Source organism: Hungatella effluvii (assembly GCF_003201875.1).
GTDB lineage: Bacteria > Bacillota > Clostridia > Lachnospirales > Lachnospiraceae > Hungatella > Hungatella effluvii.
The window spans coordinates 168387-181967 of sequence record NZ_QJKD01000004.1 but is presented as its reverse complement, the minus strand read 5'-3'; the positions used below and the strand labels follow the sequence as shown (position 1 = coordinate 181967).

General features: G+C 44.8%; 6 protein-coding genes. 2 read left to right on the top strand and 4 right to left on the bottom strand.

Annotated elements, in window-relative coordinates; all coding sequences use genetic code 11:
• Positions 1 to 193: 193 nt before the first annotated feature.
• A complete protein-coding gene (locus DFR60_RS09450; RefSeq protein ID WP_110322682.1) occupies positions 194 to 1597 on the bottom strand; it encodes a sensor histidine kinase in 1404 nt (467 codons plus the stop codon).
• Entirely contained in the window at positions 1594 to 2295 is a 702-nt protein-coding gene (locus DFR60_RS09445) for a response regulator transcription factor (RefSeq protein ID WP_110322681.1), read from the bottom strand. The genes DFR60_RS09450 and DFR60_RS09445 overlap by 4 nt, the downstream gene beginning before the upstream one ends.
• Positions 2296 to 2919: 624 nt before the next feature.
• Between DFR60_RS09445 and DFR60_RS09435 the strand changes: the two genes are divergently transcribed.
• Both DFR60_RS09435 and DFR60_RS09430 read left to right on the top strand, forming a co-directional pair.
• Positions 2920 to 5826 carry a hybrid sensor histidine kinase/response regulator gene (locus tag DFR60_RS09435; protein WP_110322679.1) on the top strand — a complete coding sequence of 969 codons (2907 nt, stop codon included), beginning with the start codon at positions 2920 to 2922 and terminating at the stop codon, positions 5824 to 5826.
• The gene (locus DFR60_RS09430) at positions 5823 to 7133 is read left to right on the top strand and encodes an ABC transporter substrate-binding protein (RefSeq protein WP_110322678.1); all 1311 of its coding nucleotides are present in this window, start codon (positions 5823 to 5825) and stop codon (positions 7131 to 7133) included. The genes DFR60_RS09435 and DFR60_RS09430 overlap by 4 nt, the downstream gene beginning before the upstream one ends.
• Before the next feature lie 81 nt (positions 7134 to 7214).
• Here the strand turns inward: DFR60_RS09430 and DFR60_RS09425 are convergent, their stop codons facing one another.
• On the bottom strand, positions 7215 to 8597 hold the full coding sequence (locus DFR60_RS09425) for a diguanylate cyclase domain-containing protein (protein ID WP_110322677.1): 1383 nt from the start codon (positions 8595 to 8597) through the stop codon (positions 7215 to 7217).
• A 30-nt stretch (positions 8598 to 8627) separates the two neighbouring features.
• Positions 8628 to 13442, bottom strand: coding sequence for a CheR family methyltransferase (locus DFR60_RS09420; RefSeq protein WP_110322676.1), 4815 nt, complete (start codon positions 13440 to 13442; stop codon positions 8628 to 8630).
• Positions 13443 to 13581 lie beyond the last annotated feature (139 nt).

The following is a 13581-nucleotide window of genomic DNA, read 5'->3' as shown; positions in this document are numbered from 1 at the left end:
TCCCTCTGCGCCACAGCCTGTACTCGTTATAAAATCGATTCCATCATATCGTCCGGATGTGGTGATTTTATGATTAAAGCCAGGGTGGGTCTGATGGATTACCAAAATCAGACGTATTCTCAGTGACAGGCCTTTCTTTCCGTTACAAAAAAGGACACGGAAAACGGATCACTCCCTTTTCTATGTCCTCTGATCATTTTTCTTTATCCGGCAATACCATGACGAACCGTGTACCGCCGCCCTCCCGGTTCTCCGCATAGATTCTTCCGCCGTGTTTCTCAACGATTGCCCTGGTGATGGATAATCCGATTCCCATACCTCCGGTCTTCTTGCTCCTGGACTTGTCCACGCGGTAAAACCGTTCAAACAGATTGGGAAGCTCCTCTTTCGGCACTCCAATACCGTTGTCCTCCACTCTGATTTCCTTCCTGCCTTTCCCCGCGCTGCTGTAAACGATGGCGACGGTTCCGCCCGCGGGGGTGTATGCCAGGGAATTGGAGATTAGATTAACCATACACTGCTTGATCCGCGAATAATCCGCATACAGGTTTTCCTCCGACTTAATATCCATTATAAGGTTAATCTGTTTTTCTTTTATGGATAGTTCAAAATCATGACAAATATTATCACACAGTGTCCTGAAATTAAATTCCGCCCGATTTAATTCCCTTCCGCGATTTTCAAGAGAATACAGCTCCTGAAGCTGCCCTACCATTCCTGCCAGGCGCAGAATCTCTCCGTGACAGCTTTCCAGACGTTCTGTTGTGGGCTCCCAGATTCCATCAATCATAGCCTCCATATGGCTCTGCAGATTCGTCAGCGGCGTCCGTAATTCATGGGCCACATCCGCCGTAATCTGCTTCTTCTGCCGTTCCTCTGTCTCCAACGCCTGGGACATCTCATTGACTGCCTCTACCATATGTCTGGTTTCACTCATTCCACGGGCGGCTTCTGCCTGAACCCCGTATTCACCGCCAGCAATCTTTTGGGCCACCTCTATAACGCTGTCTATGGGTCTGGTAACGGCCCGTGCGATCAGAATCCCCAGTATAATCACACCCAGAAGGGAAAATGCCTCAATCAGCAAAAGTGACCGGTTCAGCGCTCCCAAAAGCTCCAGCTCCTGGTCACTCAGAGAATACGGGCCGTAATACCCAATTCTTAAGGAGCCGATCACCGTTCCTTCCCGTTCAAGAGTGTAGGTATCTTCCGCATAGCTGCCCTTGAAGTTGGGATATCGTCCCTTCATATTGCCTTCTGCATGTTCCAGAATCATAAGACACTCTTCTGACCGGTGTGTCCGCATATCCCAGTCAATCTTTCCATTCATCGACTGAATATGGATGATATATCCGTTCTGAAGAGCCGCGTATCCAATCGTTCCGATTCCGCTTTTGTCAAATGTGCCGGTTTCCTTATCATACAGTTGATTTATCTGGCTGATGATCTGGTCAATCTGAGTTTTCTGCTGTTTTTTCGCGTATTCTTCAAACAGCTGGTCTGTCCTGATATGAAAGAATATGCTCAGACTCAATATAATCAAAAGCGCCATCAAAGAGTAGGAAATAATCAATATATTCTTCAGACTTTTTTTCATTCTTTTTCTCCGGCAAACTTATATCCCAGCCCGTGAACCGTGAGTATATAGGATGGATCCTTTCGGTCTTCTTCGATTTTAGCCCGTATTCCCTTAATATATGTATCAATACTGCGGTCATACCCGTCAAAATCATCATCCAGCGCATACGTGATCAGCTGCTCTCTGGTAAAAGTACGGTTGGGCGCCTTCGCCATAGTCATCAGAATCTTAAACTCAGTCGGAGTTAAACCGGCTTTCTCCCCACGCACCGTAACGCTCATATTATCAAAGTCAATTACCAGTTTCCCCTGCTTATAGGAAACCGGCATGCTGATCAACTCATCGCTCTCGGTTCTTCTTAAAACGGCGCCCACTTTGGCCACCACCGCCCTGGGGCTGAACGGTTTATAGATATAATCATCCGCGCCCATCTGAAGCCCTTTTATTAAGTCGGTTTCTTCTGTCCTGGCCGTCAGCATGATAATCGGGACCCGGGAATTAAGGCGAATCATCTGACAGATCTGTTCCCCCATAATATCCGGAAGCATCAGGTCCAGCAGGATCAATGAGACATCGTTCTCTTTCCACAGCCTGAGCGCAGTCGTTCCATCGTATGCCCCCAGTACCTGATACCCGTCTTTCTCCAAATACGTCTGCATCACCTCTACGATTTTTTCCTCGTCATCCACTATTAAAACTGTTCTTGGACTCTTCATGATCGACCCCTTCTGTGATAATTTAACTATTTTAACCCGTTTATTATACTACATAACACACTGTACCGGCAATATGGGGTTCAATGGCACCGGACGGCGCCTGACCTTCTGTAACTGCTTATTTAAAATTTCTTTATGCAAATCTGCGGAGTTATATAACTGAGAATTATAATGGCTGCATGTTCAATTCTCAAAAGATTTTCTTCTTCTGTCTCAATTACCATCTCTTGCTTCTGTATGTTGATGAATACCTCCTCTACGCCATGGATTGCCGAAATTTCCTTATAAATCTTATCAATCAATTCGTCATGTTCCAATCCAACTATTTTATAACGAGCCTTCATGTTGTACCTGTATCCTTTTCTATCCCAGTTTTTATCTGTAACTGTAATTAGTATAATACCGAAATGAGGGGATTCTATGGCGATTACCGCCGTCCGGGAGACAGCCTTTTTTTATACTGGAAAAATGCATTCTAATTATTGATTCATATAGTTTGTAGTGATATAATTATTTTTGATATATGGTTTAGGTACCAAGTTTATGAAGCATAACATGATAAACAATATAAACGATATTTTTTTGAACTTGTAAAGCAGCATTATATTTTTAAGGGAGATAATAATGAAAACCAAGCCGAAAAAAAAATCAGTTGCAACGCTGGCGCTGCCTGCCGGAATATGTGTGGCTGCTTTATCAATATCCGTTTTTTTTCTTATGCAGATTATTGGCAGAATGAACCTCAGCGCCAACCAGAATCTTCTGACTTCCAGCAAGGTTATCAGCGAGGGGCTGAATAATAAGATCAGCCTCGATCGTGAACTGTTGTTCACCCTGGCAAATATGCTTGCTTCGGAGCCCGAAAGCGCAATCGGAGAAGCCCTGCGGGATTATACAGATTCAACTGATTTTTTTCACTTTACTTATGTAGATATGGAAGGTGAAGGAATAGACAGTGATGGGGAGTCTGTCCGTGCATCTGATTTCCCCTTTGACGATCTGGCGCTTTCCAGTGGAACGGCTGGACTGTCAGATCCTTATTATGGTACAAGCGGACGGCTCCAGATTACATACCAGTCTCCTGTCAGAAAGGATGGAAAGCAGATAGGGGCCGTCTATGCGGATCGGATTATCAACGATTATAACCTTCCAACCTTATTTACCTTTAATAACGGGGATGGATATGCCTATGTGGTGGACAGGGATGGAAATTATATTATAGAATCCAGAGGCACGGCAGAACAGCCGGATATATATAGTTATCTGGCAATGCAGGGGAACAGTGAGGCTGTACAAAATACGCTTCGTGAGGTAATCCAGGAAGGAAAAAGCGGGACGCTTGTTGTAACAAACGGGAATCAGAAATCCCTTCTCGGCTTTCTTCCAATAGATGCACCGGAGGGGTGCTATCTGATTACGATGATACCACGCACGGTTCTTCAGCGTGAATCGGCCCTCATTATCATTATGCTTTATACTATGTTTGCATTTCTTCTGATTACGGTGGCTGCGATTGCTAACCTTGTAATCGGAAGACAGTCCATGAAAGAAGATGCAAGGCAAAAGGCATACAGGGAAAAACTGTTCGGAAATCTTTCAGCAAATATAGACTTTGTGTTCCTTCTCTACACACCGTTTACGCATAAGGTAGAGCTTGTGTCCGATAATCTGCCTGCGCTTCTTGGAGTTACGGTACAGCAGGTACAGGAAAGGCCGGAGCTGGTATTCAGTGCCAGCGGATTGTCACCGGATGATCCTGCCGAAATGAGTTTCCTGGACGGAACCTTAAAGGAACAGGTGACCAGGGAAGCTATGGTCGGGGATGATCCCAATGAAGTGAAGCGCTGGTTTGCAGTCCATATGATTCCGGCAGATTACGGCCAGTATCTTGCCGTACTTCATGAAACGACCAAAGAACATAACATGCGTGAGCATCTGGCAGATGCCCTCACGCAGGCCCAAAACAGCAATCGGGCAAGGACGGCATTTTTCTCCTCCATGTCGCACGATATCAGAACTCCAATGAATGGTATCATAGGAATGACGAATGTCGCACTGAACAGCCTGGACAACAGGGAAAAGGTAGAGTCCTGTCTGAATAAGATTACCGCAGCTTCCGGCCATCTGCTGGCGCTGATTAATGAAGTGCTGGATATGTCCCGGATCGAGAGCGGAAAAATCAGTCTTAAGGAAGAACTTGTCCATTTGCCCAGTATGATTGCAAATCTGATTTCATTCATCAGACCGGATATGGATAAAAAGGGACAGTCATTTCAACTGAAGTCACAGATTCTGGAACATGACACGGTTATCAGCGATGGGCTGCACCTGCAGAAAATTCTGCTTAATCTCCTGTCCAATGCCATGAAATATACACAGGCCGGCGGCACTATCAGCCTGCAGATTGCAGAGACTAAGGTGGAGTCAGATACCATACGGATGTGTTTCGTGGTAGAGGACAATGGCATCGGTATGACCCCTGAATTTCTGGAGCGCGTATTTACACCATTTGAACGGGCGGAAGACAGCAGAATGAGCCAGGCTGCCGGCACCGGGTTAGGGCTTGCTATTACAAAGAGCATCGTGGATATGATGGAGGGAGAGATATGTGTTGAAAGCGAGAAAGACAAGGGATCGCGGTTTACGGTGGAAATTCCGCTGAAACTGCCAAACCGGCAGGTACAGGAGCTTCCGGATCTGGCCGGTTATTCCGTTCTGATTGTGGATGACGATCAGGACGCATGCGAAAGCATCAGCTTAATGCTGCAGGAGACCGGTATCCGTGCAGATTGGGTTATGAGCGGGATGGCGGCAGTGGATAAAGCCTGGCAGGCCCATACACGGGAAGATGATTACTGCATTGTCATTGTAGACTGGAAAATGCCGGAGATGGATGGAGTGGAGACAGCCAGACAGATCAGAGCACGGCTGGGCAGCGAGATGCCGATACTTCTGTTATCCTCGTATGATTGGGAAACGGTAAAAGAGGAGGCGATTCAGGCAGGAATTAACGGTTTTCTGACAAAACCGATTTTTAAAGCAGATATTCTGGAACGGTTACAGCATTACATCCATGGCGGGCAGCCGGAACAGGAAGAGCAGCAGACTCAGATATCACAAAATCTGGAAGACCTACGAATTCTTGTGGCGGACGATAATGAACTGAATCTGGAAATCATGTTTGAGATTTTGAATAGCAGCGGAGCTGAGGTGGATAGTGTCCATAATGGCAAAGAAGCTTTAGACGCTTATTTGAAGAGCAGCCAGAACTATTACCAGATCATACTGATGGATGTGCACATGCCGGAAATGAACGGACTGGAAGCAACAAAAGAAATCCGGAATTCGGGCAGAGCGGATGCCCTGGTGGTTCCAATCATCGCCATGACAGCGGACGTATTTAAGGAAGATATACGCAGATGCCAGGAGGCCGGAATGAACGCGCATATAGGAAAACCGGTGGAATTGGATAAGTTATACAGTACTGTCCGGAAGTTTCTAAATAAAGAGGCACAGGGGGAGATGGAATGAAGAAGGTTATGACAAAAAGGGGGTTACTCGGTATTCTTATAATCGCTGGCCTTTTGGGAACCGGCTGCAATACGGGGCAGACGGTTCCGGAGCTGTATGTGGATGATACCCCCCGTGAAACACGGGTTACTGTTTTTACAGAGAATGCTGAAGTCTCAGGAGCGATAGAAGAACGCTGCAAAGCAGTGTTGAATCAAGACGGAAGTACGAATATTACGGTTTACAGTGATTCTGCCAATTATTATGCAGCGGATGGGCTGTCATACCGGGAGCTGCTTTTGAAACGCCTGGCCTCAGGAAATGCGGACGACTTATATATGATTCACGCAGAGGATGTGCTGGAGTTCGATGAAAAAGGCTATATATATGATATGTCCGCTCTGAATTTTACCGGGAACCTGTCGCATGATGCGCTGACACAGAGTACTTATAACGGAAAAGTATTTTCGATCCCACTCTCTTATACTGGTTTCGGCTTTATATGGAATGTGGATATGCTGAAACAGTATGGTCTGGAGCTGCCAGAGAACCTGGAGGAATTTCTCAATGTATGCGAAACGCTGAAAGTAAATGGAATTATGCCCTATGGAGCAAACAAGGACTATGCCTTAACGGTCCCGGTTATGTGTGCTGGCCTTTATGATGTTTACCAGAGTGACGATTGTAATCAAAAGCTGGAAGCACTGTCGAATGGTACGGTTGCAATCAGTGAATATATGGAAAAAGGCTTTGACTTTCTTCAGATGATGATTGATAAGGGGTATATGAATCCGGAACGGGCGCTTGAAACACTGCCAAAAAGAGAGGAGGAAAAATCGTTTTTTTCCAGTGGAAACTGTGCTTTTATTTGCGCCATCTATAGCGGCAAAGCTTTAGAAGGGTACCCGTTTGAAATCGCAATGACACCTTTGCCGGTACTTGAACATGGTTCCATCTGTGTTGTGGGTGCAGATCAGAGAATGGCAGTTAATCCGGGCTCAAAGCATTTAGACTCGGCTATCGCCATCGTGGAAGCGCTGGGACAGACTGAAACACTTGATACCTTTGCCAAAAACCAGGGAAGAATATCCTCTTCTAAAAATGCTACTGCTCCTGACATCCCCCAGACAGATTCGTTTATTGCCTGTATAGCAGAAGGCAGACAGATTCCTAATCAGGATTTCAGCCTGAATTTTAATGTATGGGAAAATGTGAGGGACTTGAGTCAGCAGCTCTGTAGGGGACGAAGCGCCGCGGAGGTATCAGCAGAATACGACTCCATACAAATGGAGGAAATTTCAAAGTACGGAGTAAAGGAGCCCAGTTAGATGACCAAAAACAGATGGATCTGTTTTCCTGCCGGAAAATGGACCCATCTGTTTTTATACTGTGCAGAGTTTTGCAGTTTTTTAAACATCCTCCTCAAAAAAGGAGTATTTATTTTTCCCGTCATGTTTAGAAAGATAGAGTGCTATATCTGCCTCCTGGTAAAAATCTTGAAAGCTGTTCTTTCCGTCTGATAATGCGATACCGATACTGAAGGAGATCTTTTCCCTCTCTTTTTCTCCAATTATGGAACCAGATTTATAACCGTATAAGGCGTTCATATACTTCTTAATCTGATTCCTGTCACAGTCCTCTTTAAGAAAAATGCCAAACTCATCGCCTCCAAGCCTGCCGATAAATGCATTTTGGGCAAAAGTACCTTTTAACAGCTCTGCTACGCTGATCAGAATTTTATCACCAAACGGATGACCGCCAGTATCATTTATTTCTTTAAAATTGTCAATATCCAGCATTATAAAAGTACCGTTTCCCTGCCTTAAATAACTGTCCACATGTGATATAAACGTACTTTTATTATAAATTTTCAGCATAGAATCATATTCCGCCTGCTCCCGCATGGCAAGTTGCTGCCGCATAGAGCCGTCTATATTCTTAACGTACATGATTCCCTTTTTTTCACCGGTAACGATATCGGTAATCAGGCGAATAATCGTCACCACCCAGATAGATGCACCTTGCTGACCATCAAGCATCCGGTATTCGCATTTAACCTCCTGCTTATGATCCAGAAAAGCCTGATTAATATTTTTGAGTGAAAAACATTCCAGATATAATTCCCTGTCCTCCTTCATGACATATTCATCAACGTGTTCCCTGGCAAACTGCTCATAGCGGGTTCCTTCTTCTACATAGGCGCACAGTTCACTGTTCAGCTGGCATTTTTCATAAATGTCTTTCGAAAAATTAATGATATAGAACGCTATGGTATCTGAGAGTACAGCCATACGGTATTGCTCTTCAATCGCATACACTTCCCCACCAAATTTTTCCTTAAGGCTTTTTAATGTTTTTTCAGCAAACTTCAGGGGATACGCTTCTATATTTTCTTCTGTGACGACTGGCGCTGAGGCATGAAGACAGCTGATCTTCCATTCATCCGCCTCCTTTGCAAGAGTAAGCGACTGGGAAAATCTGCTCTTCGTAATATTCTCATGGCACTTGGCTGTGACAATAACATCAGCACAAAGGACAGCTATATCGTCTCTCAAAAACCGTATTTCGATGCGTCCATAATTAAGGAAATGGGAGACATCCTGGTCCTGTTTAAGTCCAGCCTTAAATACTCTTAAAATGTCCTCTTTAGACGCTACAAATCCCTGTTCTCCAATCCCAATTCCCACTATAGTATCTGAAATACAGGACATAATGATATCCGGATCCTTTGAGATAAGGCCGCCGTCTTCAAATCTATAAAGAACCTCTTTAATTCTTTCTTCCTCAGTCATTCGTTTTCCCCCATATTGGAGTATTCCGTTTTACTTCATATATTTTTCAATGACGCGGAATAACGTCTCCATATCAATTGGTTTAGACAGATGTTCATTCATACCGGCGTCCAGGGAACGCGCCACGTCTTCCTGAAATGCATTTGCACTCATGGCCAAAATAGGAATCGTTTTTGCATCCTCTTTTTTGCAGGCCCGAATCTGGCGGGCAGCATCATATCCGTTCATGACAGGCATTTGAATATCCATTAATATAATACTGTAGGTACCCGCCGGTGATTCAACAAACGTTTCAAACGCCTCCTGACCGTTCTGCACCAAATCTACATCAAAGCCAAAGGAGTTCAGAAAGGTTTCCGCGATTTCCCCGTTTATAAGATTGTCCTCCGCTACAATCACGCGATTTCCCTGGTAGCAGGAGCAGGATTTTAACGGAGTATCCTTCTCCTTTTCTTCATCTAACAGATCCATTGTGAGTGTAAATGAGAATTCCGACCCTTCATTTTCTATACTCTCAACTTCTAAAGTGCCTCCCAGCATCGCCACCAGGTTCTTGCAGATGGTCAGCCCCAGGCCGCTCCCGGAGTTTCCGTATAACTGATCATGAGAACCCTGGTCAAAAGCCTCGAAAATCCGTTCCTGGTCCTCCTTGCTGATTCCTTTCCCATTATCCTGGACTTGAAATGTAAACAGGGATTCCCGTTCCGTAATTACTGTTTCTTCTATATTTAGCAGAACCACTCCGGAACTGTCGGTGAATTTAAGGGCATTACCAACCAGATTTGCCAGTATCTCATGCAACTTAACCTTGTCGGTATTCACAGATTCATGAAGCAGTTTTCCCGTCCGGGTAAGGCCTACTCCTCTTTCCTTCGCCAGTGCATCAAACTCCTCAATGACATCGGACAGCAGCTGCTTCAGGTTTACCGGTTCCATATTAACTTCCATCTTTCCGCTTTCAATTTTGGACAGGTCCAATACTTCGCTGACCAGCTGCTGCAGGTGGAGAGAGGAACGTTTTAACTTGGTCAGACTGTCCTGCAGCTTCTCTTTATCATGGCGGTAGAGCATCGCACTATCAATCATACCTACAATTCCGTTGAGGGGTGTACGGATCTCGTGGCTCATTTTGGAAAGAAAATAGGATTTAGCCTCGCTGGATTTCGTGGCGATCTCCAGCTTCGTCTTTGCTTCACGCAGAAGTTCCCGTTCCGTATTATCCAAAAACGTGAACTGGACCACTCTGACACTCTTGTCTTCCATGATATAATCTACGGCACCTTCAATGGACATATATTTGTCCTCAAAATTCACAACCTGCGAAAAGAGCTTGTGCTCATTTTTCTCTGCGGTTTGCATCATTTTACCGATATTGCTTAAATCCAGAACGTCCTTTCCGGATTTTCGGCCAAACAGCTGCATTTCAAGGCCTGCCGCATCTGTTCCGAGGAGATGCATGGCCTCCTTGTTGACAGCAATTATTTTGTTATGTTTGACATCTGCCTGAATGACGCCGCACACTGCCATATTATAAGATGTCTCATACAGCAGATCATAACGGTCTCTCTCCTCCTTGAGCTGTTCAAGAATCCTTTTTTCTTCGGTTGTATCAATAAAAGTACTTTGAATCAGCAGTTTTCCCTCCGGAGACGTAATAAGTTTGGAGGCGCCAGTCACCCAGCGGATTTCCCCATCCCCGCGGACAATGCGGTGGTCAAAACTGGCGCAGTCCCCCTCCTTTGTCAGGGAACGCAGCATTTCGACAATTCTTTCCTTATCCTCTTCGTATGTTATCTCCAGCATTGTAGGCTCGCCCTGGCTCTTAAATTCTTCCATGGAAGAATAGCCCAGTATACGGAGTGATTCAGGATTAATACCTATAAAATCCATGGCATCTTCATCGTATGTATACTGTGCAATCCCACAGAGCATATTCTGATAGAGTGTATCATAATAATCCCGTTCTCTCTGCAGCCGATGCTCATAGTCTTTCAATTTAGAAATATCCATGATGATGCCCTGAAGTTCAGTCAGGCCATTTACCTGAAACACCGTGGCCTGAATGGAATACCACCTGGCAGGCAGAGCCTCCCCGCGTCCGCAATACTCAGTTTTCAACATACCATTTCCGGCTGCTGCAGATTCAATCTGCTGTTCCATCTGCATCCAGTCTTCAGGCTGTACCATTTTATTGAGACGGTTATGAAATTTATACCTTACATCCTCAGGACTATAGCCGGTCATGGCATAAAAACTGTCGTTGGCATAATCAATGACCAGTTCCCCGTCATAGTGCATCCGCACTACACCGCCCGGTACACTGTCCGTCAGGCGCTTTAACTCAAACTTCGCAGCCTCCAGACGCTTGGTGATATCAAACATGGTCACCAGCAGTCCGCCGACCTGTTCCGGCTTCTCATAGTAGGGGCGGATACGGATCAGCCATATGGTATTGCGGGAATCCGTCACTTCCCTTTCTATTATGGTTCCTGTTTCAGCCACTTTTTTTATATCTGAGTTAAAATCCTCATAGGAGTCAATGAAATTGATATGAAACACCGGACGTCCTAAGTCCGACCCAAGCAGATTGGTATTCTGCAGCATGATAGGGGTAATCTTGCGGATTTTCATATCCCGGTCCACATAGAGTGCGCCTACCTCTGCATTTACCAGCAGATTGTCAAAGTCTGAGTATGCCGTGGTCAGCTCTAAAATCTTACTCTGGTGTTCTGCGTTGATTGTATAGAGTTCTTCATTAATTGACTGCATCTCCTCATTGGTGCTCTGCAGCTCTTCATTGGATGCCATCAGCTCCTCATTTGTCGCCTGTAACTCCTCGTTACGGGATTCTGACTCCTCCATCGCCAGGGACAGCTTCCAGTTGCTTTCCCCCAGTTCATATTCAAGCTGGGCAATCCTGCTGTTTGTTAATTCACTGATATCCAGGCTTTTATCGGCTAAGTCTGGTACGGCTGGCTGACCGAATTCTATTTGGATCAGAAAATATTCATCATTATCAAGGTTAAAATAATTGATCTTAATATTCAGGCTTTCACCTGGATAATCCGCTACTCCCGTCACATTTTTTTCAATAACGGAACTTTTATTTTCCTTGATTTCTTTCATGATGTGCTCCAAAAGAATCGTCAGGCTAGGTGCAAAACACGAACTGATAGAATTATCAAACTGTCCATCCTGCAAGCGAAGATACCGGCCTCCGCTCTTAATAATCTGCACAATTTTTCCAGAACCGTCCACCAGGACTGATGGTCCCGCAAATTCAAAAAAAAGTCTTTCAAAGATATTGGTGGACCGGACTTTTGAACGCAGGCTTCCGGCAGATTCTTGTATTCCCTTTTGGGGTTGAGAGAGACTATCCCATAGATAAAAACCGTTGTTTTCTGTATGGAATCCCTTGTTTTTACGGAATATTTTCCATTTTCTGTCCAGAACATCGAATGCGCCTTCCAAGTCTCCCAGGGATTCGCTGTTACCCAGGAACAGACACCCGTCATCATTGAGAAGATGGTGGAAATTTCCAATAGTACGCTGCTGTACCTCTGGCTTTACATAGATGAACATATTCCTGCAGACAATTAAATCAAGTTTAGAAAAAGGGGCATCCCTGAATATATTGTGCTTGGCAAATACAATCATCTTGCGGATCATGTCCTTGATGATGTAACCGTCCTCTGTCTTATCAAAATATTTTTCTATCAAGTAATTGTCTATGCTGGCCAGGCTGCCTTCGGTATAGAATCCTCTCTGGGCTGTGGCAACTGCATCGGGATCTGTATCAGAGGCAAAGATTTTAACCTCCACATTATGGTTCAGCCTTTCCATATACTCGCAGAGTAAAATCGCTATGGAATACGCTTCCTCACCAGTAGAACAGGCAATACTCCAGATGCGGATTGATTTTTTTTCTCGCAGCAGCGGAGCCAGCACATGCTCGCCTAAACTTTTAAAAGCAGCTTCATCCCGAAAGAACGAAGTCACTCCAATCAGAAGATCACTGCACAAAAGCCCTTTTTCCTCCTCAGAAGCAAGCAAATGATCCATGTAATCTTCAATGCAGGTAAATTTATTGATGGCAATCCGGCGTTCAATCCGACGGTAAATTGTATTGGACTTATAAGCAGAAAAATCAATATCAGAATACTTTGACATTGCATCGATAATCTGATTGTAATATCCCGCCAGTTCCTGATTCTCAACTTCATCCCCAAAATGAAGGTATTGGTTATTCGGATTTTTTAAATAATCCCGTATTGCCGGTCCGATTCGGGACACATTTTCTGTCAGGTCTACCAGGCCCGTGGCAATAGCGCTCTGCGGCATCGAAGCGTACTGTGCCTCCAAAGGCTTCTGTACGATAATAGTACCGCCGTTTTCCTTGACAGAGCCGATACCGATGGTGCCGTCCGATCCACTGCCAGACAGAATCACGGCAATACTGTGTATGTTTTTATTCGAAGCAAGAGAATTAAGCATCTGGTTGATTGGTGCATAGCGCTGTATACGGTCCTGCACCGGCCTGAGATGCAGGCGTTCATTCTCTACCTCCAGCATCATGCCCGGTATGTTTAAGTATACCTCATTAGGCCGGAGTTCCATATTCTCCTCTGCCAGCCGTACCGGCATTTTAACCGATTTCTGGAGAATTTTATCCATCATGCTCACAGAATCAGGAGACAGATGCTGTACAACGATGAAAGAGGCTCCTGTATCCAGCGGCATATTCCGGAAAAGCTCCTGTAAAGCCTCCACACCTCCAGCAGAAGCTCCAATTCCAACACAATATTTTAGCTGGTGTTTTACAGTACCATGGTTCATCTGATCCATTGCATTGATATCCCCCTTTTACAATTGTACCATTATTTTAATACATAATAATTCGATTAATTAAATGCTGTTAATCAGCTGATTCTCTTTGCTTAATAAGCTGTATGATAATCTTGGTACCACAGCCATATATTAGGTA